The 23,175-nt window shown below is 35.2% G+C and carries 24 protein-coding genes and 2 pseudogenes; 16 read left to right on the top strand and 10 right to left on the bottom strand.

Annotated features, from left to right (window positions below; all coding sequences use genetic code 11):
* Window positions 1-78: 78 nt before the first annotated feature.
* The 3 genes from ACOMCU_RS05535 (at window position 79) to ACOMCU_RS05525 (ending at window position 2,148) form a co-directional block, all read left to right on the top strand.
* A complete protein-coding gene (locus ACOMCU_RS05535; protein ID WP_421049692.1) occupies window positions 79-429 on the top strand; it encodes a M15 family metallopeptidase in 351 nt (116 codons plus the stop codon).
* Between the two features lie 212 nt (window positions 430-641).
* Window positions 642-1,079 carry a GNAT family N-acetyltransferase gene (locus ACOMCU_RS05530; RefSeq protein WP_421049627.1) on the top strand — a complete coding sequence of 146 codons (438 nt, stop codon included), beginning with the start codon at window positions 642-644 and terminating at the stop codon, window positions 1,077-1,079.
* Between the two features lie 214 nt (window positions 1,080-1,293).
* A complete protein-coding gene (locus ACOMCU_RS05525; RefSeq protein ID WP_421049626.1) occupies window positions 1,294-2,148 on the top strand; it encodes a hypothetical protein in 855 nt (284 codons plus the stop codon).
* 264 nt (window positions 2,149-2,412) lie between these two features.
* Here the strand turns inward: ACOMCU_RS05525 and ACOMCU_RS05520 are convergent, their stop codons facing one another.
* Window positions 2,413-3,570, bottom strand: a complete 1,158-nt coding sequence (locus ACOMCU_RS05520; RefSeq protein ID WP_421049625.1) for a Ger(x)C family spore germination protein — start codon at window positions 3,568-3,570, stop codon at window positions 2,413-2,415.
* A 222-nt stretch (window positions 3,571-3,792) separates the two neighbouring features.
* On the opposite strand from ACOMCU_RS05520, the pseudogene ACOMCU_RS05515 reads away from it, so the two are divergent.
* A pseudogene (locus ACOMCU_RS05515) lies at window positions 3,793-4,191 on the top strand (DDE-type integrase/transposase/recombinase); the annotation flags it as partial.
* A 134-nt stretch (window positions 4,192-4,325) separates the two neighbouring features.
* Here ACOMCU_RS05515 and ACOMCU_RS05510 read toward each other — a convergent pair.
* The gene (locus ACOMCU_RS05510; RefSeq protein WP_010861240.1) at window positions 4,326-4,652 is read right to left on the bottom strand and encodes a hypothetical protein; all 327 of its coding nucleotides are present in this window, start codon (window positions 4,650-4,652) and stop codon (window positions 4,326-4,328) included.
* 598 nt (window positions 4,653-5,250) lie between these two features.
* Window positions 5,251-6,366, bottom strand: a complete 1,116-nt coding sequence (locus tag ACOMCU_RS05505; protein ID WP_010861239.1) for a hypothetical protein — start codon at window positions 6,364-6,366, stop codon at window positions 5,251-5,253.
* 433 nt (window positions 6,367-6,799) lie between these two features.
* Here ACOMCU_RS05505 and ACOMCU_RS05500 point away from each other — a divergent pair, with 433 nt between their 5' ends.
* Entirely contained in the window at window positions 6,800-7,657 is an 858-nt protein-coding gene (locus tag ACOMCU_RS05500; RefSeq protein ID WP_421049624.1) for an SMI1/KNR4 family protein, read from the top strand.
* Window positions 7,658-7,791: 134 nt separating this feature from the next.
* On the opposite strand, the gene ACOMCU_RS05495 is transcribed toward ACOMCU_RS05500, so the two are convergent.
* From ACOMCU_RS05495 to ACOMCU_RS05480, 4 genes are all read right to left on the bottom strand, one after another.
* Window positions 7,792-8,658, bottom strand: coding sequence for a cation diffusion facilitator family transporter (locus ACOMCU_RS05495; RefSeq protein WP_421049623.1), 867 nt, complete (start codon window positions 8,656-8,658; stop codon window positions 7,792-7,794).
* 590 nt (window positions 8,659-9,248) lie between these two features.
* Window positions 9,249-9,515 (bottom strand): hypothetical protein, encoded by a 267-nt coding sequence (locus ACOMCU_RS05490; protein WP_010861236.1) that lies wholly within the window; start codon window positions 9,513-9,515, stop codon window positions 9,249-9,251.
* A 154-nt stretch (window positions 9,516-9,669) separates the two neighbouring features.
* A complete protein-coding gene (locus ACOMCU_RS05485; protein ID WP_010861235.1) occupies window positions 9,670-9,843 on the bottom strand; it encodes a hypothetical protein in 174 nt (57 codons plus the stop codon).
* Window positions 9,844-10,050: 207 nt separating this feature from the next.
* On the bottom strand, window positions 10,051-10,218 hold the full coding sequence (locus ACOMCU_RS05480; protein ID WP_421049622.1) for a hypothetical protein: 168 nt from the start codon (window positions 10,216-10,218) through the stop codon (window positions 10,051-10,053).
* Window positions 10,219-10,386: 168 nt separating this feature from the next.
* Between ACOMCU_RS05480 and ACOMCU_RS05475 the strand changes: the two are divergent.
* The 3 genes and pseudogenes from ACOMCU_RS05475 to ACOMCU_RS05465 form a co-directional block, all read left to right on the top strand.
* Window positions 10,387-10,509, top strand: a pseudogene (locus ACOMCU_RS05475) (cupin domain-containing protein); the annotation flags it as partial.
* Window positions 10,510-10,631: 122 nt separating this feature from the next.
* Window positions 10,632-11,315, top strand: a complete 684-nt coding sequence (locus ACOMCU_RS05470; RefSeq protein ID WP_010861233.1) for a hypothetical protein — start codon at window positions 10,632-10,634, stop codon at window positions 11,313-11,315.
* 253 nt (window positions 11,316-11,568) lie between these two features.
* Window positions 11,569-11,745, top strand: a complete 177-nt coding sequence (locus ACOMCU_RS05465) for a hypothetical protein (RefSeq protein WP_010861232.1) — start codon at window positions 11,569-11,571, stop codon at window positions 11,743-11,745.
* A gap of 48 nt (window positions 11,746-11,793) precedes the next feature.
* Here the strand turns inward: ACOMCU_RS05465 and ACOMCU_RS05460 are convergent, their stop codons facing one another.
* Entirely contained in the window at window positions 11,794-12,789 is a 996-nt protein-coding gene (locus ACOMCU_RS05460; RefSeq protein ID WP_010861231.1) for a PLP-dependent cysteine synthase family protein, read from the bottom strand.
* Window positions 12,790-13,127: 338 nt separating this feature from the next.
* Here ACOMCU_RS05460 and ACOMCU_RS05455 point away from each other — a divergent pair, with 338 nt between their 5' ends.
* The 8 genes from ACOMCU_RS05455 (at window position 13,128) to ACOMCU_RS05420 (ending at window position 19,592) form a co-directional block, all read left to right on the top strand.
* Entirely contained in the window at window positions 13,128-13,619 is a 492-nt protein-coding gene (locus tag ACOMCU_RS05455) for a formate/nitrite transporter family protein (RefSeq protein WP_421049621.1), read from the top strand.
* Window positions 13,558-13,908 (top strand): formate/nitrite transporter family protein, encoded by a 351-nt coding sequence (locus ACOMCU_RS05450; protein WP_421049620.1) that lies wholly within the window; start codon window positions 13,558-13,560, stop codon window positions 13,906-13,908. The genes ACOMCU_RS05455 and ACOMCU_RS05450 overlap by 62 nt, the downstream gene beginning before the upstream one ends.
* Before the next feature lie 163 nt (window positions 13,909-14,071).
* Window positions 14,072-15,082, top strand: coding sequence for a DUF1835 domain-containing protein (locus ACOMCU_RS05445; protein WP_421049691.1), 1,011 nt, complete (start codon window positions 14,072-14,074; stop codon window positions 15,080-15,082).
* 174 nt (window positions 15,083-15,256) lie between these two features.
* Window positions 15,257-15,604, top strand: coding sequence for a hypothetical protein (locus ACOMCU_RS05440; RefSeq protein WP_421049619.1), 348 nt, complete (start codon window positions 15,257-15,259; stop codon window positions 15,602-15,604).
* 237 nt (window positions 15,605-15,841) lie between these two features.
* The gene (locus tag ACOMCU_RS05435; RefSeq protein WP_421049618.1) at window positions 15,842-17,296 is read left to right on the top strand and encodes an Msr family ABC-F type ribosomal protection protein; all 1,455 of its coding nucleotides are present in this window, start codon (window positions 15,842-15,844) and stop codon (window positions 17,294-17,296) included.
* A gap of 51 nt (window positions 17,297-17,347) precedes the next feature.
* The gene (locus ACOMCU_RS05430) at window positions 17,348-17,773 is read left to right on the top strand and encodes a GatB/YqeY domain-containing protein (RefSeq protein ID WP_010861226.1); all 426 of its coding nucleotides are present in this window, start codon (window positions 17,348-17,350) and stop codon (window positions 17,771-17,773) included.
* A gap of 211 nt (window positions 17,774-17,984) precedes the next feature.
* Complete coding sequence (locus ACOMCU_RS05425; protein ID WP_010861225.1) at window positions 17,985-18,557, top strand: TetR/AcrR family transcriptional regulator; 573 nt, start codon at window positions 17,985-17,987, stop codon at window positions 18,555-18,557.
* 81 nt (window positions 18,558-18,638) lie between these two features.
* Window positions 18,639-19,592, top strand: a complete 954-nt coding sequence (locus tag ACOMCU_RS05420) for an SDR family NAD(P)-dependent oxidoreductase (protein WP_421049617.1) — start codon at window positions 18,639-18,641, stop codon at window positions 19,590-19,592.
* Window positions 19,593-19,667: 75 nt separating this feature from the next.
* Here the strand turns inward: ACOMCU_RS05420 and ACOMCU_RS05415 are convergent, their stop codons facing one another.
* Both ACOMCU_RS05415 and ACOMCU_RS05410 read right to left on the bottom strand, forming a co-directional pair.
* Window positions 19,668-21,365: a methyl-accepting chemotaxis protein gene (locus ACOMCU_RS05415; protein ID WP_010861223.1), complete on the bottom strand. Its 1,698-nt coding sequence runs from the start codon at window positions 21,363-21,365 to the stop codon at window positions 19,668-19,670.
* Entirely contained in the window at window positions 21,349-22,992 is a 1,644-nt protein-coding gene (locus tag ACOMCU_RS05410; protein ID WP_010861222.1) for a pyridoxal phosphate-dependent decarboxylase family protein, read from the bottom strand. Before ACOMCU_RS05410 ends, ACOMCU_RS05415 begins: the two co-directional genes overlap by 17 nt.
* Between the last annotated feature and the right edge of the window lie 183 nt (window positions 22,993-23,175).

Below are 23,175 nucleotides of genomic sequence, written 5' to 3'. Positions count from 1 at the left end.
TCTTTATTACTGAAACATACCCGTAGCCAAGCAAGGTAAAATTACCTTTATGCACAGGGGCGCACTCGACCAGGGCAAATAGTTACTTGGACATTAAATAGCAATCATAAGTCACGTCTAGCATGGGATATTGCTGTTGGACCTCCACAATCTTTATATGATGTGACTACATTAGGGGCTATTGCACGGAAGCCAGGTATTACTTGGGGCGGCGCTTGGGTTGGCAGTATTGACCTACCTCATTTTGAAGTTAAAACTAATTGGATTATACCAAAGGGTTATAAGTTAGAAGGACAAGTAATTGTACCAAGCAACAGTAAATATAAAGTTCAATTAATTGAGGGAGACAAAAAGGAGGAATTTAAAGTGACTCAAACATGGAATCTAGGTTCGCCAGCATTACAGGAAGGAGTAGAGAAATATTATTAAATGGAGTGTTGATAAGAAACATATACAAGCACAGCATTTAACAGCACTGCAAAACAAAGAACTTTCTACAGATTATGTGCTAGGTTTAGTAGCAACCGTGATTGATCGCAGTGGTTTGCTTAAATAAAGACATCTTAAAAATGGTATTATAATGATAGATTGGTAAATTGTTAGTAAAGTTAAATATGAAATCGAGAAAGGAGGTATTATAAATGGAAATTAGAAAGCCGAACAACACAGAACTAGAAGAAATTATAGCTCTTTCACCACAAGCTTTATTTGATGGTACACTGGGCGGAGTAAGAGCAACAAATGAAAAGGTTCTAAACCTTATAGAACCTCTTCTAAAAAAAGGGTGCTATTATTTGATAGCAACAGACAATAATGAGTTAATAGGATGGATCCTGATTGGGGCAAATAAAGACCAGTTTACGGACCAATTAAACGGGTTTATTTATGAGCTATTTGTAAAAGAGGAATTTAGAGGTAAAGGTATTTCGAAGAAATTAATGAACGTTGCCATTGAACAATTGAGACAGGAAGGGTATTCTGAAGCTAGGCTTAGTGCTTACGTAGGGAATAACGCTATTAAGCTCTATGAAAAAATGGGATTTAGTTTAAGAACAGTAACTATGAAATTACAGTTATAAAAGTAGTTTTACTTATTTAAAACTAAAAGTGACAAATGACCAGGTACTCAATTAATTTTGAGCCTGGGCTTTTTTTATTTCCATTAGTTTTCACTTGCTAAAATTCAAAAGTTGTCGACTTATAATAAAGATTGATAATATTTAATAGTTGTTATTTTTTAATAAAAATTTTTAATAAAAACTTTTAATTTTGTCTTAGAAAGGGGCACAATTTTTGAATACAAAGTTATTAATAGTAGAAGGTCTTCCGGGTTTTGGAAAGTCCACTGCGGCAAATTTACTCTATGATATACTGATTGAAAAAAATAAAAACGTTGAATTATTTCTAGAAGGGGATTTAGATCACCCTGCTGATTATGAAGGGGTATCATGTTTTAATAAAAATGAGTTCGAAAGTTTGTTAGCAAATAGTGGAGATTTTAAAGATGTTATTAACAATAGAGTTACGAAAAGAGGTGAAAATTACTTATTACCATATCTAAAATTAATCAAAAATGAATCTGAATTAGAGTTATCTGACAACTTATTAAATACCATTTTCGAAAAAGATATTTATAATTTGTCACTAGATAAAAACATTGAATTAATCACCCAAAAATGGGCGGAATTCGCAGAAAAAGCTATTAACGAAAATAAAATATATATTTTTGAATGTTGTTTCATACAGAATCCAGTAACAATCGGAATGGTTAAATATGGTGAGCAAAAAGAGAAAGTTATAAATTATGTTATTACTTTAGCGAAAATCATAGAAAAATTAAATCCAGTTTTGTTTTATATAGAACAAGACAATTTGGAATTCTCATTCAAAAGGGCATATAAAGAAAGGTCAAAAGAATGGTCTACTGGATTTATTGAGTATTATACAAATCAAGGGTATGGGAAAATGAAAGAGTATAATGGTGTAGAAGGAACAATTAAAGTGTTAGAAGCAAGAAGAGCAATTGAAAGAGAAATATATGATATGTTAAAAATAAAAAAGGTAAAAATCAACAATTCACATTATGAAACCACCAAATATAAGTCAATGATAATTGAAAAATTGAATCTATTTGAAGTTCTAGATTAAGGATTGTCATTTTATTTAGTGAAATGCTCTGCTTATATTATAGTGTGTTTTTGCTCGATAAAAATTAAACAACTTAATTATTCATCTAAAACAGCATATGAAAGCCTAAAATTGAATGTATATAATAAGACAATTTTGGGCTTTTTTCATTCATGAGTAGCATCTAAAAAGGGCTCAAAATCATATTGATATCCTTCCTATTAGGTAGACAGATTAAAGAATAAAAATCTGTTATCTAAGGTGATTCACTTGCCTTTTTGCTTATTATTTAATTGTTTCTTGGAATGTTTTTCGACCTGGATTTATTTTATTTACGTGAACATTTATGTTACTAATCGAATCTTTAGTTAAAGGCACTTTACCATCCTTCTCTAACTTTTTCCATTTTTTTACATTGTATCGATATAGGTATTCAGATAAACGGTAAATATCAGTATCTATTTTCAACCCCTCTTCATAGGTTTTTTTTATTTCTTCTTTAACTTTCTTAATGATTCCTTTCCTTATTTCATCTGATGTGACTTTACCTTTGAAACCATTAATAGTAGCGTCAACTATAACATCTATTTCAAATTGTACTTCATTATCTTTAACAATTGGTTTAACCTCAAGTTTATGTTTTTCTAGATCTACGGTTAAATAATCTTTTTCACTACTGTCTAATGTAATAGTTAGATCTCCGCGACTTGTTTGTTGTTGCATCCATTGAGTACCTCTTGTTGCATCACCCTTTATTATTCCCTTAAATCCATCTTTTGAAAGTATACCAATACCTTCTAAGTGAGTTTCCGGTGAGGATTCTTCTTCTGAATCTCTCCAATTTTTGTTTATTGAAATTAGAGGTAACTTAACTTCATGACTTGGTTCATTTAAATCAAGAATTAAATTACGAAAATTAACAGGTTCAACAGACGCTTCAAACGAACTGGTGGTTAATGGACTACTTAGTTTTGAGCTCGTTATTGATTTATCTAATATTGGAGTTACTAAAAGAATCTCTTCTAGCGGTTCTTGTGTACATTGTACATAGATCTGATATCTTGTTTCTCTAAAACGTATAAAACTATCGAAAATGGATATTACATGTTCACTTTTCAAAGCTTCTTCTGAAAGTATTAAGTAAGACATGTGCCCCCAAAATACTTCTAAATCAATGGAGTCATATAATTTATAAATGGCTTCTTCCATGGTCTTTCCTTTAGCATGTCCAATTTCTGCTTTTGGTCCTGGGGGACTAGCTGTTTCAGATTTTGCAACATTAGCGTAATTAATTAATTGCAAATATACTTCGTACTGATTATCTTTAATATCTATACCGACTCCATGGACATAATACATTCTTTGGGGTTCAGAGACATCCCAACATCCAGAAAGTAACAGTATTAATGTTAGACTTGCTAAGAAGATAATTTTTTTCTTCATTTTTTTACTCCTTCTTTTAGAAGTTCGAGTTTACTCTTGAGACTCCTTTTAGTTTAGACAAAAAAGGAGATGGTTATAAGAAAAGAGTTATTTAAATAGGGAAGATTAAAAGTAAATAATCTTATGCATATAGAGGGAGCGTTTTTATGCATGAAAAAAGCCACTCGTGAGTGACTAAAATTACTTCATTTCTCCATTCACACTAAAATATAATCGCTCGAAGAAGATAACGAACTAGCTCGATTACGCAAAGAAAACCAACGTTTACTGATGGAGAATGATATTTTAAAGCAAGCAGCGCTGAACATGGGACGATAACAGATGTGATTCGAAATAACGCTCACAAATATTCAGTATCAGCAAATATTTTCTGTGACGAAAGCGAAGCGACAGTCACAATGTGTGTCGTCCTTGATATTCCGAAAATTACGTAATGTATGCTTATTTGTCGACCTTTTCAATCGTGAAATTATTTGCCATAGTGCTGGTGCAAATAAGACAGCAGAGCTGGTTTATCAAGCGCTAGTAAGTTTTAGAGGTAACTTGAACGACATTCAAATGTTTCATACAGACCGAGGAAAAGAGTTTGATAATAAGCTCCTTTCAAAAGCCCTAGAAACATTAATTTCAACTCAACTGGATGCTTACTTCGAACCATAAAAAAAACTCCCCTTAGATAACAGATTTTTGTTTTTTAATCTGTATACCTAATGGGAGAAAATCATAATATGATCCTGGTCTATTAGATGTATTTATTATTCTTTATCGTTAATAGATTTGTATTCAGCTATTAATTTTCTGTTACTCTCTCTAAGAGATTCTCTAAGTGACGACTCTATAGTTTCTTGCATTTCTAATGCGATTTTAAGTAGTACAAATGCTATGAAAAAAGCAGCAAATAATACAAAATAAGCAGTTGCTTGGGTGCCATTTATTATGTAATTATAAGCATCTCCACCGACCCATGCATTACTAGAGTCACGGTCAAAAGATTCAGGGTTCGAGTAGAAAACCAATCTATAAAAGCCAATACAGAAAAAAATAATACTAAGTACGAGTGATGTAATTGAGAGACCTTTCAATATAAATTCTCCTTTCTATGTATATAATAAATATATCAATAATACCTATTGTTGTCATCAAAGAATAAATTTGTATATTTTATAATTTTGTGATGGTTACAATAACAATTTTTATGAAAAATAATAAATGGAAATTAACAAACAAGTTAGGTGCTGCACAGGCCTACGTTATCGCCTAGTGATATACAGACAATCGAAAAATATTGGATTAAGCTGGAGCAATTCTATTGTTTCAGAAAATGTTTTTATGCCAGGGTTAACCTTATTTACATGGATATTTTTATTACCGCGTCAGAATATAACCTTTTCAATCGTTGACTCATGCACTTCTCTTAAAGCTCTATGTTATTTCGATAAACCTCGATTACAAGCTATTCACTCCTGCTTGTTTCGCTTCATTCGAACAAACTCTTTAAATCGTTCGATTTCCAGCAATTCATCATTTGTCCAGCTGGGCTTCCTTCGTTGTTTTAGCTTTTTCTTCGTCATATGCAACAAGTAGAAAGGGTGCTCTTGTACGGAGAAAAGCAAAAGAAAGGGGCTAATCCCATAATCATTATTCAATGACTGTTAGGATAACCCCAAAATTCTTTACTAATTAATGTTGTGGAAGATAATCGTGGCCGTTTATTGTTAGTTTAGAAGCAGAGATGAGAATTTCTTTATTTGCTTCAAAATATGGATCTAAAATATTGTAATATGCTTCCCATTTTTCTACGGCTTTTTCATCTTCACCTTTTTTCTCAAGGGCTAGAGCTTCTTCATAAAGCTGTTTTAACTGTTTGCTATCTGCTTCACTGATTTTGAATTCTAAGTCAGACATGTATTCTTCAAAAGATAGGGGTACATAGTATGAGCTAATCATTTCATGGAAATCATTCCATAGTTTTTCAGACAACTCATCATTGCTATCTTTATCTGCTTTTTGAGCCTCTTCATAGATTGTTTTTAGTTTTGCTAAGTCTTCTTTTGTGATATCTAATTCCATACCTGTCATATATTCTTCAAAGGTTTGTGGTGGGTAGAGCTCATCCATATATGGTTGAATGATTTCATAAAATGCATCAAGTTTTTCTAGCGCTTTTTCTTCTTGCCCATCTTTTTCAAGTTTTACCCATTCTTCATAAATCACTTTTAACTGTTCTTTATCTTTTTCTTTAATCACTATATTATTTTCACTAAATCCGAACTCTTCTAAATACACTTCAAAGGATTCAGGTTGCCAATTAGCTAATACATAAGGTTTTGTAATTTTCTCCATTTCAAGATAGATTTTTTCTACTTCGTCGTATTTCTCTTCTTTGTCTAACTTCTTCATCTCATTAAACAGAGCTTCTAATTTTGTTAGTTCCTCTTTAGTTATCTCTTTCGGTAAGTCTTTTTTATATACTTCAAATGTGAAGAATTCTGAATAATCTTCAACTACGCTACCTTCTACAGTAATTTCCTGTCCTTCAATAAAGTTCATTTTTTCTAATTGTTCGTCTGAAAATTTATGGAAACCGATATAATAATTTTTACCGTCATTTCCCTTGATTGTTATTGAATCTCCTTCAATGTATTTAATCGTTCCTTTAATTTGTTGTTCAATTTGAATAGTCACATCATTTGTTGTTACTGCTGATGTCGCCCCAGCTTGAAGTGGCGTGTAGACAGCCATGCCTAATGTTAGTACTGAAGCAATCATCCAAGTTTTTTTAATCGGTTTTTTCATATCTATTTCTCCTTTTGTTTTAAAATGTTACCAATAATTAGACGTTCTTCCATTTATAAAAGTTCACGAATTTAGAAAAAACTTTTTTGAAAATGAAAGAGGAGTGAGGGGGGTTATGGGTGGCCAATTATAATGAAACTTCGATTGTAGTTGAAGTATTTACTGCCATCACATCTGAAAAACAAATGCAGGCAAAATGAAAAGGATTAAACCCCTGTACAATACCGAACTCAATCCTTCAGAGTTGCCTAACTTAACAGATATTTAGTTTTTTTGTACACTTCATTAAGCGTTTGTTTCTAAGGTTTTTAATTAAATCCTCGATTAAAACACCGTTTATTTTTTAGCCACTTATATTACAATTATCGATTTCTACGATAGAATAGAAGTATAATTTTAGGTAATTAAAAGACTATAAGGGTGGTTGAAAACCTTGAAGAATACGCATCAAAAAATAGATGCTGTTATAGAAAAGATGCAAGCGGCTGTGGAGAAGATGCGGGTACAAGATCCACAATTTTACGCCAAGTATCCGATGCATCTTATGACCGATGCAGAAGAGCGAGCTTTACGTAACGTTTCTGAAAAATGGCGATTGCCTGGTGAATACTTGCACTTTCTGAAGCACTATGTACCTGAATCGGTGACTTGGAGTACGGATGAATATATTAATCTTAACATTTATGGTGCCAAAGACGTATCTCAAGGTCAATGGGGATACAACTATAATCCGGTTACGAATGAAGACATTTTGGATTGGCCGAACAACTATCTGGTCATTGCTACGGATGAAGGCGACCCTTATTGCATTGATTTGACCAGAGGGGACACGGTCATTTATACCGCGGAGCACGGAATGGGCACTTGGGATTTTTCCATTGCCTATGACAATCTGGTTGAGTTTCTTCAGAGTGTTTTATTACCATGTGGTGCCGAGGATTGGGAGGTAGGCGAAGATGTACAGTACGATTACTATAAAGTATTTATTACAGGTGAAGGCCGCGATAAAATAAAAACACTCATGTTCATCAAAAAAACGTTGTCCTGTGATTATTCGCAAGCAAAATCCTATTTGGAGAAGGTGCCATTACTAGTGTATAAGGGGATTGACCTGGGTGCTGTGAAAATCGAGACTCAACTGAAATGTATCAGTGCAGAATATGAAATACTTAAAATTGGTATGGATGAATTTTTGATAGATGGAACTCCTATCATAGAAACCAGTAATGAAGGAGCTCTTACCGAAAGGAAAAGTACTACAACCAAATTGGTCGATTTCAGTAATGGATAAATATTGGAGTTAGCATAATACACTGTAGATAGGCTACTCCAATGATGTGACTTATCTAGCAATCAGTTGGGCATGTAACCGGTATTGAACCGAGGACATGCCTTTTAATGTTGCCTTAACTCATTAAGAACTACCTAATTTAATTTTTCGTTCTCTGGTTCCATGTGAATTAGAATATGGGATTTATTAAAATGATGTTGAATCTTATTCTCTATACGGTCACAGAGTTCATGAACAGTCTTTATATCCTTATTTGAGGCTACAACTAAGTGAAAATCAATATACTCCTCAGCACCTGAGCGTCGTGTGCGAAAATCGTGATATTCAATATACTCTTCTTTATATAATTCAATAATTTGTATGATTTTTTTCTCCTCATCAGCAGACAACCTTGCGTCCAATAATGGGGGGAATGCTTCTTTCATTAATTTAAAAGCTTCAACCATTATAAAACATGCTAAAACAATGCCGATGATTGGATCTAAGATATACCATCCTGTTAAATGAACGATTAATAAACTAAAAGCGACTCCCAGCGAAGTATAGACATCTGTTAGTAAGTGAAGCGCATTGGATTTCATGGCTACTGAATTGGTTCTTTTAGCAGTTCTGTAGACAATTCTTGAAACAAAAATATTTACGATGGCACCAAATAACATGACAAGAATTCCTAAGAGCGGGAGTTTTATTGGAGAGGGGGCAATAATCTTATGAATGCATTCATAAATAATCCAAATGCCAGCCACAAAAATTAAAAGTGTTTCGATTGTTCCTGAAATATTTTCAACTTTCCCATGTCCATATGGGTGTTCTCTATCCGCCGGTTTATTAGAAATTCGAACGGAGAAAAATGTGATTAACGAGGCCATAAGATCCAAAAATGAATGAATAGCTTCAGACAAAATAGCAACCGAACCTGTAATAAGTCCAACAATAATTTTAAGTATCACTACAAGTGAATTGCTTACAACTGATAAAAAAGCAACCTTTGAAGAATTCATAATAATTCACTCCCTAAAAAATCTAAACTTATGATAACAGGTCAATATCGTGTAGGTCTATGGCAACGTTTTTGCCTGCTCGCTAGTAAATTAGGGACGAGAAAAAGAGTTGCACTAAGCAAAAATAAAAACCACTTGGAGAGTGGTTTCTAGCTTAGATTACTATTATTTGTTTGTATTATAGTTAGATATTCTAATGAAATGATTGGATAGAAAGGCGAGAGAGAATTAATGAATGAAAAAGCCAATTATACAACCGAAGTTCTTTGGGTATTAGGGATTGAGCCATACGCAGAATTGCTGAAAAAAACTATGGACATATAACGTAGGAAGGGTAGAACTTTGCATAAATTTGTATTGCCCACTTATTGGACAACATGTGCCTCAAACTACAAAAAACTAATTTTGAAGTTAATTTACAATAATGCATAAAAATTTAATGCGAACATAGTTAACCCTGCACATCATAACTTGAGAAGGGCTTTAAATTGTATGTAAAATGTTTACCTTAGGTAACATTGGTGCAAGTCTAAAACAATTCACAGTAGAATGACCTATAAAGGCAGTGCGATTTGCGTGCCTTGCATTAATCATCGTAACGTTTTTTTTATTTGTTTTAATTCAGATATTAAATAGTCTATTTGCTTTTGCATGCTTTCTGACTGTTTAGTTTGGTTATCTGAGCCATCAGAGTTCTGATTGTTTGCTTTTTGTAACGCCTCTAAGGCAAGACCTGCAGCAATTGCTTGTAAACCATCTCCTAGTGTTGAGATGGATGCTCCGATATAAGCGAGTTTAGCAGCGTAAATTTCTAGTGAATCAGTAGATTGGTTTACATTGTTTCGATTGTTATTCATGGTCATCTCCTCCAGCATAAATGATCTTAATTGCATCATATGCGTTTACTGTTGAAATGGAGAATAAAAAGATTCGTTATTTAACGTTGATCAATAAGAACGGGATGCTTTAATGCTGCATTAAAAAGAGCGCAAAAGTTTGCGCTCTCTTATACTAACGACGATGCTCCACAAGATCAATTGCACCTAATACTATGTGGGCCAAGCCAAATCCGAAAATGGTGTTGGCAAACATTTTGTTAGAACCATGCTTCTGTTTCAAAATATACCCAGTGGCAGTAACAGCTGAACCTAGTACAGTTGGGATTAAACCTTCACGAATATTCATAAAAATCCCTCCATCGTAGTTTAGTATGTGGTGAAATATCACCAAACTTAATTTGGCCTGACAAATAAAAAATATACAATGCTGTGAAAATGTGAAATTCATACCGTATAGGAACTTGAAAAAACTTTATAAGACATTTCTAAATATGACAAGCAAAGTGAGAGTAGTTTGATAAAAATACATCTTAAGTGTAGCTGGGTACATAATTTAAGGATTTCTTCTTTTCAGCATCGTAACGAGCAAGCCAAATATACCTATTCCCAGTAAAGAGCCAGCAGCAAATGACCATGAAAAAGAATCAAACAGGAAGTATACAATAAGAAGTGTTAACACATAGCCTAAAGAAAAACTCAATAAATATATTTTTATGTCCATTTCGTCACTCCATTTTTTATGCATCCTTTTAAATTTGCGTTCAGTTCAATTTTGAGAGTTCCTAGCAAAATGCTTTGATGCAATAGAAATCAACACTTTTGAATAATAGTATAGTTCAAAAGAATTGGAAAATACAAGCAATTTATGCGTCTGCAACGTATTTCACATGCAAATGAAGGTATAGAAGTGCTACCATTACAGCCTCATCAAATGCGAAATGATTCAAATCAAGATGTAGAATTTTTGGTAATTTCTCAACCCAATAGTAAAGGTGATTGTGTGCCACTATAGAGTGAAATATTCGCACGCCTATACGTTCATACAAATTAATTTTTTCTTCATTCTTTCGCATGAGGCACTAATGGGAATTGCTCAGTATAGTAGTAGATATATACGGCAAAGGAGATTAGTTGATGAAAATTACCAAGGTGAAGTTATACGCATATGATTTACCCAAACTAAAAGAATTTTATTGTGAAAAATTAGGTTTGGCATTGCTAACGAGCAATGATAGTTTTTTTGAAATAGCAGTCGGCGAAAGCATGATTACTTTTGAAAGGATATCTACTTCCGTCAACAAGCAATATCATTTTGCATTTAATATTCCTAGCAATTTATTTGTGCAAGCAAAGAATTGGGTAAAGGGACGAGTTGACATATTGCAATTAGATCAACAGGATGAAGTATACTTTGAAAGAATAAAAGCACATTCCTTTTATTTTTATGATCCAGAGGAAAATGTGGTAGAGCTTATTGCAAGAAGTGAAGTAAACCCTCATTCTGATACAGATGCATTTTTGCCAGCACATTTACTCAATATAGGTGAAATAAATTTAACAACGGATTCTATACATGAAGTTGCAACTTATTTAATAGAACATGGCATCCTACCTTGCTATGGAGAAGAAGTTCATATAGATGCACTTACCTTTATGGGGAATTATGAGGATGGCACCAATATTTTGTTAGGTCCCAGTAAACGGAATTGGTATTTTTCAAATAAAGATGCAATCGTCAGTCCAATTTCTATTGAATTGAATCACACATTGCAACTAAACATGAAAAAAGATGGGGAATTTATGATAGTAAAATTATAATTAAACAATGTCGTCTCTTTCATCGTCTAGTCTTAGTTATTTCAGCAAATTTCCCTATAATCGGTATTGGCGCATTGCAAGCAAGGGAACATAAAAGGGGTCCACTTATTTTGTGCGAAAGGCAAACAACCATTTTATCAACAGCTTGGTTTGGCAAAGCGTGATCCAGATGCACTAGGGAGGATGGTTTTTATGATTAAAATACAAACATGACTTAAATATAGATAGTTTATAAAAAAGGGGTTAAAGCGTTTTGAAGGCAGTAAAATGGCAAGAAACTTTTCAACAGCTTATAACACTTGTAAAAGAACAGAAATTAAGGATGCTGAAGATGGATGCTCAATATGATTTACTAAACATTCAAAAGGCTATAGGTGTACTTGAATCTGCTAAAACAACCAAGGGAAAAATATTTTTGACGAGCTATTAAGTACTGTAGAAAAACGAAGGGAGTAACAATCTCCCCTCACTTTTAAATTTAAAATAAATCGGTCGATAAATAGCGTAGTCCTGTATCGGGGAGGATAGCAACAATACGTTTCCCTTTGTTTTCAGGGCGTTTAGCAAGTAATGTAGCAGCATATAAAGCAGCACCAGAGGACGTGCCAACTAAAATACCATCTGTTTTCGCAACAAATCTTGCTGCCTCGTAAGCTTGTGCAGTTTCTATTTCAAGCACTTCATCGATAATTTCCAGATGAACATTTGAAGGAACGCGTGCTGCATCAGCATCAGAAAAGCGATGGACACCTGTGATTTCCGCGATATCAGGATTATCAACTGTAGCGATAGAATTAACAGCCGGCTCTACACCAATAATTTGAATGGCTGGATTTTTGGATTTTAAGAAAGCACCTGCACCACTAATCGTGCCGCCTGTACCGATAGAAGCAACAAAAATATCAATTTGCCCAGCTGTATCTTCCCAAATTTCTGGTCCAGTTGTTAGTTTGTGAATGTTTGGATTGACATCATTGTCCAGTTGATTGAGAAAAACAACATTTTCTTCCTGCTCCACAACGGTTTCCCTAAATACTTTAATGGTTTCAACAAAATCACCTTCAGTTTCTTCAAATGCTGCTACCATTTCTGGTACGTCCGAAAATGGTACAACCTCCGTACCATATGCTTTTACAACTTTAGTGCGTTCTTCGCTTACACCATCCTGCATATAAATGCGCAATTTATAGCCCTTTGCAGCTGCAAATGCTGCTAACCCAATTCCTGTATTGCCACTTGTCGTCTCAATAATTGTTGTGTCTTTCGTTAACAGACCACGTGCTTCTGCATCCTCAATCATCGCTTTTGCAATACGATCCTTCACACTATTTGCAGGATTAAAGTACTCCAGTTTTACGATGATTTCTGCCTCTAGCTGTTGTTCTTTATTGTATTGATTAAGCGCTAATAGTGGCGTATGTCCCACTAATTCTGTAATGGATTGCTTAATTTTATTGGCAACAATTTGACTCATCCAACCATCCCCTTTCAATTAACCCACTTATCATACCTACATAGTAAGATTTAAAGGTATCTTATCATTACAAATTTGTCTGAGCAAGGGAATCCATGATAGAAAGAATGATAAGCCTGATAGAAAAAAATTATCGATAACAATGAGCACTTTTGACTGTCACCAGTTGTAAAGTTTTTGTTATGCTTTGTGCACTAGAGGACGGAGAGAATGAGTATTAGTCAAACACAAAAATAATTAGTCAATTCATCATAATTATCTTTACTCTGGTAATTTTATGAAAGCCTACAGATGAGTTATGATGGGAGTAGTTGAAGTGTTTGTGGAGGATGAAACAAATGAAGGAGACAATTGCTGCAATAACTACCATAGCAGATGCCAAAATTAAAATGATGAAGCAAAGACCCATCAATTATTTAATGCAAGCCATGTTCGGTGGGCACATTATCGGCTTTGGTATTTTACTTATCGTAACAATCGGAGGCATATTCGATCCATTGGGTGTGCCAAGCATGAAAGTTGTGCAGGGGCTCGCATTTGGTGTGGCACTTAGTATGGTCATGATGGCTGGTGCAAATTTGTTTACGGGTGACAATTTAGTATTGACGATTAGTACGTTAGAAAAAAAGTCAACGCCGTTAGAAATGATAAGTATTTGGATTTTTAGTTATCTAGGTAATTTTTTCGGTTCGCTGTTCGCCGCTCGCCGCTGCTTTGTTCTTTTATGCAGGATTTGCCATTGGAGATACGGCTGCTTATATCGAGAAGATGGCAACAGCCAAGATGACTGCAGGATTTGTGGCGCTTTTATGCCGCGGTATTTTATGTAATCTGCTTGTATGTTTGGCAGTATGGTGCAACTATAAATTAAAAACAGAAATCGCAAAATTAGCAATGATTTTTAGCTGTATTTTCCCCTTTATTACGTCGGGATTTGAACACAGCGTCACCAACATGACACTCTTTGGCCTTGCGCTTATGATGCCACATGGTGACCATGTATCTATATGTGGCGCCGTAGCTAATTTAATCCCGGTAACGATTGGCAATATCTTTGGTGGTGCCATTATTGGCCTTGTGTATTGGCTAAACACAAGGGAAAAATCGTTGAATAGCTAATGGGGAGGGGGTATGAAACTGCTTACACAATATGTACAGAGGTAAACTTGTAAAAAGTCTCATGTTCTTAGTTGTAAATTATAAGCAAAGATAAATCCAAGCCTATTAAATTCAACCTAAGAATTGTATGTATTTTAGAGAGGGAGTGAATGATTTGGAAAAAATGAATCAGTTAAAACAAGCTATAAAAGAATTGAATGAAGCGGATGCAAAATCGATGCTCTTTTTATTGTTGGTAAATAGTAGTTTGAATGAAGAAAAGTTACAAGATATGAGACAATCTATTTTAAAGTTAGGGGATAAGCCTAAAACGAAGAATGTGCAAACGATGCACTTCGTATTTGGTGAATCGCCAGCTGGGAGTCTAAAAGCTGCTTTTCGTGATTCAGACTATGACAAAACGGAAGATATTATTATGTTGCCAACTAACTTTTCGATTGGTCCACTGAAGGATTTACATAAAGTATCGGGTATTGAGGCCCGTTTTGAATGGTTTCAAGAGCGCTATAACCCTGAAGATGACTGCCTACAACTTTATAAAAATTCAATGTTCGAAGCTGTGGAAAAAATAAAAGATATTCCGCCGCATCAAGATATCATTATATGGACTTGTCAAAATGCCCATGAGCAAACGGGTTTACGGCTAGTTTTGGCTATGTTGGAAAATAAGCTAAATCGCGTATTTGTTATTGATACGTTTTTAGCATTTCATGAAATCTATACGTTGCCACATTTAGTGGAAGATAACTATCCAAGATCATCTGGTGAAGTTTCTTCAGAGAATTTGCTATGCTTTTACGAGCAGTATGAATTACGGCCATTACAGCAGGAGAAACGACAGATATTATGTACGGAAGGCTTGCGAATGCTTGCGGATGATGACTATTTAATTCGGTCATGGGAGCATCATGAGCTATGGCAAAACATAAATGAGGATCGTGATGATGCCTTTATTATTGCATGTGCCAAACGATTGGATAAGGAAGATGGCAACAAGAAATTTCGAAAATCGGCCCGTTTAATTGGGGAGGTAATCGGTCATATGGAACAATATAGAGGGGACGAGTGGATTGAATATCGATTACGCTGTTTAATCGAGCAAGGTGTTTTTATGTATAAGGGGGATATAAAGGCCATGCGATACTATGAAGTAAAATTACAGGATGCTACTTGACAGATTCATTTTTTTAAAGTTTTGACTTCCCTAAAAATCATAGTTAGAATGGGGGAGTAGAGTCTCTTATTTAATGACTCAAGAAAGTTTGCAAAGAAGGAACAATCAATCAATGAATTTAAAGACAGTATAAATAGAGTATCTGATAAATTTTCAAAGAAAGGATGGTCGACTATGACACAAGAAGTCAATCAGAATGCTATACTTCAAGCAATTTTGGAGCTTTCTAAACAAGTACAGGGCATGAAAACAGAAATTCAACAACAACTCGAAACAGTCGAAAATAAGCTTGAGGGAAAACTCGAATTAGTTGAAAAAAGACTAGAGGTAAAAATAGAAGCAGTCGAAAAAAGACTCGAAGAAAAAATCGAATCGGTCGAAAAAAGGCTTGAAGAAAAAATCGAATCAGTTGAAAAACATCTCGGTGCGAAAATTGATGGTGTAGATGCCAAAGTTCGAGTACTTTCACATGAATTACTAGAAACAAAGGCTGATGTATTAATGCTGAAGCAAGTAAAATAAACAGTGTCGTTGGGTACAATTTTCGGATGTAGTGTACATTGACTTTCCAGAGAGCATACTTAGAAATATAGTAAATTTTGTACACAGACGAACTGTGTACTTTTTTTATAGAGATAATAAAGATAAGGAGTGGTAACTTATGATGATGCTTTTGTTTTATTAATACGAGCTTAGCAGGATAAGCTCGTATCGATCCTAGCTATCGATACGAAATACTACATTTCGGAGGTAGCGAATATGGAACAACTATGCTTGGAATTAGAAAATATTGAAGTGACATTTTTCGAGAAAGAAATCTTAGGAATAGATCGTTTAGCAGTACATCAATTTGATCGCATCGGTATTGTGGGCGATAATGGGGTCGGGAAAAGTACCTTAATGAAACTACTAGCAGGGAAGCTTCAACCCACTCGTGGACAAGTAAGACAATATGCCGACTCAGGGTATTTCGAACAAATCGAAGTACCTACAATTACAGAGGTGGATGGGACGTTGCTTAGCAAATTAGCTGTTCCAACACAAACTAACCAATTAAGTGGTGGAGAGCAAACAAGGCTAAAATTAGCACAGCTATTCACACATTACTATGAGGCATTGCTATTAGATGAGCCAACTACACATCTAGAACAAGAAGGTATTGCCTTTTTACTAGACGAACTTAGCTATTATTACGGGGCACTGGTATGTATTAGCCATAATCGAACATTTCTAGATAAGATCGTGACAACGATTTGGGAAGTTGAATCAGGAAAAGTGCGGGTTTACAAGGGCAACTATAGTGAGTATAAACGACAAAAACAACTGGAACGTGAGCAACAAAAACAGGCACATGAGCAATTTATCAAGGAAAAGACTCGACTAGAAAAAGCGGCTCAAGAGAAAATGAAAAAGGCTGAGAAAATAGCGCAGGCTGGTAAGTTGTCGAATAAGGAATCGAAGGCGAAGGCCAATCGTATGTTTGAAACAAAATCGAAAAGTACAAGTCAGAAGGCCGGCTATAAAGCAGCAAAGGCTATTGAAAAGCGCGTAGACAAGTTACAAAAGGTTGAAACTGTCAAAGAGCCGAAGAAAATTGTTTTTAGACAAGTACCTGCTCTAGAATTACACAACAAGTTTCCAATTATGGCACAGCACTTAACACTGCAAGTAGCGAACAAGATGTTGCTATACGATGTCAACTTCCAATTACCTCTTGGTCAAACAATTGCCATCTCGGGTCCTAACGGCAGTGGGAAAAGTACATTACTTGAACATATTGCGAATCATGGAGAGGGTCTAATTATTTCACCGAAGGTTAAAATCGGAATTTTTCATCAAATGAGTTATCGATTAGAACAACAAGAAACAGTCCTGCAATTTTTGAAGAAACGTTCAGACTATGATGAAGGGATGCTCCGTAGTGTTCTTCACTCAATGCAATTTGTAGGATCCGATGTACAAAAAAGTGTTCATGCATTAAGTGGTGGAGAAGCGATTCGTTTGCAACTTTGTCAGTTGTTTTTGGGCAATTATAATTTATTATTATTAGATGAACCTACAAATTTTCTTGATATTCATGCCATCGAAGCTTTGGAACAATTCATCATGTCGTATGAGGGTACGATTATTATTGCATCGCATGATCAAGCTTTCATTAAAAATGTTGTGGATATGCAGTTTCAGCTAACCGCTCAAAAGCTACAACGAGTGTAACCATTAGTGTTACAATAAAAAGTGAGTCCACGGGAAAGAGGAGTGAGAATGATGTTAAAAACTGAAGTTTTCGAACAGCTTAAAAAGGCGATGAAAGAAAAGGATGTATTGGCAAAAGGTGTCCTTACACTTGTAAAATCTGCACTGGATTTAGCTGAGAAGGAAAAGGGCGAACCTTTGACACATGATGAGGAAATTGCCATCATCAATCGTGAAGTGAAGCAAACAAATCAGGCTTTGGAAGGCGCTCAAAATGCTGGTCGAGCAGACTTAATTGAAAAAGAGCAAGCGAAACTCGTATTATTAAAATCATTTCTGCCAAAACAATTAACTGAAGCAGAAATTGCCGAAAAACTAACAGCAGCTGGAGTTATCGCGGGCATGAATATGGGAGAAGCGATGAAAATAGCTAAACCACTGTTAACTGGTCAAGCAGAAGGTGCTGTTATTTCAAAAGTTGTAAAAAGTTTAATCTAACAACGATATAGCTTCACCTTCAGGAAAAGATAAAGTTTTACATTAAAACACAAGGGATAGCCAACGCTACACTAGCGGGCTATCCCTTCTTCGATTCATTGCATTGCTAATTATTAGTTATGATACATTTAATTTATAAGTTTGTAATTGCCAAATAAATGAGGAAATAATAAACTATTAATTAACCACTGGTCAGTTAAAGGAGGAAATCATGTCACCACGAAAGCCATCAGCACATGAATTGACGCAAGAGATGATTGTAGACGAGGCACATAAACAGTTTATCGACAAGGATTTTCATCAGGTGTCTATGCGTAGTATCGCAAAAGAACTTGGTTGTAGTCATGGGGCTATTTACTATCATTTTAAAAATAAAGCAGAATTATTTTATGTCATTATAGGTGGGTATTTTGCGGAATTAAATACAATCTTAGATGAAACTGTAAATAATGGAACTGAGGAACCACAGACAAAACTTTATCATGTATTTGTAGGCTTTATGGAGTTTGGTTTAAACCATCAAAGCCAATATGAATTGATGTTTATGGTGAGAGACGACGAAATCGATGGCTTATCACAAGAAGCTGCTAACCTTAGTTATGAAAAATTTGCGCTGTCAGTTCAAACATTATCTACAAATCAATTACTGGCTTCAGATATTCATTGTGCATTTATTGCTTTACACGGTTTTGTTTCACATTATCGTCATTATGTGAAGAACTATGAGGAAGCGAGAGAAGCAGTAAATCTACATGCTAAATTTCTCGTTAAAGCACTATCATAAGTAATAGAGCTCTAGATTATGAATCTGGAGTTTGCTTTTAGCATTGTTTGACCAGTGGTTAATTAAAGGGGGGAATGTACTGTGAAGAAGGCATTAGTAGTAGGGGCTTCTGGTGGAATGGGCTATGCACTTGTTAATGAGTTAGCTGCGAGAGATATACAGGTTGTAGCTTTTGCTAGGACTAAAGAAAAGTTAGTAGCTCTATTTCAACATCAACCGAATGTGACAATTTATACAGGCGATGTATTTAATGAAGAACAGTTACGCAAGGCTTCACACGGAGTAGATGTTATCTTTCATGCCATTAGCTTTCCATATCAAGAATGGGAAGCTAAGCATATACGCTGTTTAACTATCATCATTAGGGCAGCGCAGGCGCAACAGGCGAAAATTGCACTTGTAGACAATATATATGCCTATGGAAGGCAATCGACCAACATTGTAACAGAGAATGCTAGGAAGAACCCACATACGAAAAAAGGAAAAATTCGCTTAGCCATGGAAAACATGTTAAAGGAGAGCAGTATACCCTCATTAATTGTTCATATGCCTGATTTATATGGCCCAAATGCTGAAAATACAATTCTACATGAAACATTAAAAAGCGTGATAAGAGATAAAAAGGCAAACTATGTTGGGAATATGCAAGTGGCGAGGGAATTCCTTTATACATTTGATGGAGCGAAAGCTATGGTTGAGCTTGCTCTACGTTCTGACACATATCATCAACATTGGCATGTGTCAGCTGTTCACACGATTACTGGAGCACAACTAGTGACGATTTTACGAGATATTACAGGCTATAAAAGGGATGTTCGTACAGTCTCGAAAGCAATGATTAGTATGTTAGCAATCTTTTCTCCGTTTATGAAGGAAATGAAGGAAATGATGTATTTAACAGAAGAACCCGTAATATTGAGTGGAGAAAAATATGAAAAAGCCATTGGGCCGTTACCTCAGACTTCGTATAAGGAAGGTCTGCAAGAGACATTGTTGTGGTTGAAGAAGAGGGAACAACAACACGCAATGGCTTAGAAATTGCAAGCTATAAAGAAATGAAAACAAAATAAAAATGACTTTGGCAGTTGCGCTCAAAGTCATTTTTATTTGTTATAGCTTAAATTTTTGTATAATATTGCGTAAATCTTGTGCCATCTCAGCTAAATTATTCGAAGAGGCAGTAATCTCCTCGATGCTAGCTGACTGCTCCTCTGAAGCGGCAGCAACATTTTGAATATTTCCAGATGCTTGAACGGCTACAACACCAACCTGCTCTACAGAACCAGCAATGCTGCTAACCCCGTTATTTATATTGGAGATGATGTTGTTAACATGATCCATATCTTGGGTAAGCGCTGTAATATGAGAAAAGATTTCTCCAAAGGCTTCCCCAGAAGCATTAAAGGCAGTAGAACTTTCTTCAAGGTTACTACTACTTATTGCCATCGATTTTACCGCTTGAGCAGACTCCTCTTTAATGGTATCAATGCGTGAGCGAATACTATTAGCAGCTTCTAGAGATTGGTCAGCTAGTTTACGTACTTCTTCAGCGACAACAGCAAATCCCTTACCGTGTTCACCAGCACGTGCTGCCTCAATCGATGCATTCAATGCAAGTAAATTCGTTTGGTCTGTAATTTGAGTAATTAATGAAACGATATCACCAATCTCATTTGTGTATGAGCTTAAACGCTCTACAACATCTGAAGTGGCATGAATTGCATCAGATGTAACGTCCATCTTCTGTGTCGCACTTTGAATCGTTGTATTGCCTTTTTCTGCAATAGAGGATGCACTAAATGCCTTAGTCGTTACATCATTGACGCTGGATACAACCTCTGACATCTTTGTAGAGATGGCTGTAATATGATTTTCAACTTCTTCAATAGAAGTAGTTTGCTTTTCTGAGCCAGAAGCGACCTCTTGCATAGAAGATGTAATTTGTTGAATTGACGCGCTTGTTTGCTCCGAGCTAGCAGTTAATTCTTCTGACATTGCCGCTACCTGCTCTGCATTTTCAGCAATCTGATGGATAAGAGAACGTAGATCCTCTGTCATATTTTGAATACCATTTGAAAGCTGTGCAATTTCATTTGCACCACTGATTTGCAGAGGCTGCACAGATAGGTCTCCTTGTGCCACTTTACCAACATAACCAGTCATTTTTTTGATTGGTTTTGTGATGCCAATACTAATGAAATAAGCCACAATTATACCAAATATCACAAAAATAACAGTCATAATAATACATATCCAAAGAGTCTGAGTTTGAAGTTTAGAAATGAATGAGGCATCCATATCTAAACCAAAAAGAATATTAGTATCTTTAAATGGAATAAAGATCGATTTATGGATACCAAATTCATCTTCATAAATATCACTAATTTGAATGTTCCCATTGTCTAAAGCATCATTCATTTTATCATCGAAAACATAATCTGCTTTGTAACTATCTTCATTACTTAAAGCTACAATATGTTCCTTGCCATCTGCACGGGAAAGCACATAGGCATTTTCAATATCATACTTTTTAATTGTTCTATTTAAGTTATCTAATACTTTTTGATATTTTTCTTGACTGCCGTTATCCGCAGCCATTACATCAGTTTTTTCTATATCATCAAAAATCGTGCCAGATACAACCTCTAAGGATGACTCAAATTGCGTAATAACAAAATCATCAATTATTCTATAGGAAACTGCAAATAATACTACGCTAAATATTACGGATATTATAGCGATTGGAATGGTAAAACTTGCAATATATTTGTAGAGTAAAGAACTCTTTAATTTAGTGACTATACTCAATTTGTGAAGCCTCCAATACTTTTACCTTTTTATGTAAGAAAAGAACAATATCATTAATGTGTTCCGTCTCAGTATAAGGAGAAATAGAAAAGAATTTTGCCGCAGCAACCGGAATTTGTTGTTTTGTATCACTAGCGCTAACTGTGCAAACACGCGTTGTATCACCGAAAAATACTTCATCGCGACCTTCTCCTAAAATTTCAAAGAAAGAAGCGTTAATAGCATTTATATATTCAATCTGATCTTGTGTATAACTACCGGCTTGTTCAGAAGCCCAATTAAAGTCTTTAGGGTACAAACGATAGGCTGTTACTGGCCCGATATTTGCCTCATTGACTACCTGTAGCATAGGAACTTTTTCAGCTAATTGCGTACGGAACGCTAAATTTACACGTACATAATTGGCTAATATTTGTTGGTAGCCTTCTTTTCCGAATGCTTGCAAAGCAGCGTAGATTGCAATCGAACTTCCCATTCGAGAACACTCTAATGTATAACCCGTATGATATGAACCATAGCCACGATTCCCTACATAAGGTGTGTCAAAGTCATCGATGTCTAGTAATTGTAAATGTTTACCTTCTTTTATTAAGAATAAGCTTGTTAAATAAGGCGTTTGACCGAGCTTTTGGAAGTCAAAGCACAGGCTATCTGCAATCGCTAAATGCTGCATACGCTCATGAATATGTAGTAAACCTTGTAAGACATCCTCTTCAAAATGTGAAGGGTTTTCTTTGAAATCGTAATCATTGAAAAAGGCATAAAAACCACCTAAAGCTGAATCAGCATGAATATGGATTGATTTTAAGTCGTACTTTTTCTCAAGACTTGTCGTAACTTCTTTGATTGCTTGTACATCATCAATGCCAAATTGGTCAGTAGCACCGGTTGTAGCTACTACATAAACAGGGATGCCACCGTTTTCGATAACCTCTGTCATGCGAGCTTGCAGATCTTGCACATCCATGGAATGATCTTTCCCAGCCTTTACACGAACTAAATGCTTGCTCCCAATACCAACTGCTTCAATTGATTTTAATAAGCTATAGTGAGCATTTTCTGAAGCAAAGCAATATAAATTATTAGGCACACCCTCTTCTTTTGCATGAGGGAATTGTTTGGCAATAGCAAGTCGTAACCCGCTGAATACGGCACCTTGACCGCCCCAAGTTGTGTAGCCAAAGCTTTGTGTGAAGTCATAGCCTACTAACTTAGACATCATCGCTACAACCTTTACCTCACATTCTGCGGCAGCTGGTCCGTATACATCCCACAGATTGTTGCCGTTAAGTAGGGCATTTGTAAATTGACCCAATACGCCGGGAATGCTGGCCATTGGTAAAACATTCGTTACAAAGTTACGTGTATGGTATGGATGACCTTGCATCAGTTGTGTCAAATCATCGACTACCTGATCAAGACCTACACCTGATGTTGGTACTTGGTTATCTTGCATCAGCTCTTGGTAAAAATTAGCAGAACGCTCTTTCATCGGTCCAAGAGTTGTTTTTTGAGGATTCTTTAACTTATCTAATGAGGATACAATTTTCTCTAATAGTAAAAGAAAATTCTCTCTTTGTTCAATATTTCCATCTTCACTTTGGAAAAGTTGTTGAATTTGCTTCATTTTCATCATCCTTTGTAGTTCATATTTCGCTATTGTGTCTTGGATAATAGGACATTTTGCTAAAATAATAATAACATACTATTATAGAAAATATATTAAAATTTGCCTGCGGTATTAATTTTTGACATTTCATAATACTCTTACTAATTCAAGTGGAAAAATTAGGCGTTATATGAAGGTGTT

Source organism: Lysinibacillus sp. UGB7 (genome assembly GCF_049058285.1).
GTDB classification, from domain to species: Bacteria; Bacillota; Bacilli; order Bacillales_A; family Planococcaceae; genus Lysinibacillus; species Lysinibacillus sphaericus_B.
The sequence above is the reverse complement of the archived record's forward strand: the minus strand, read 5'-3'. Positions and strand labels throughout refer to the sequence as shown.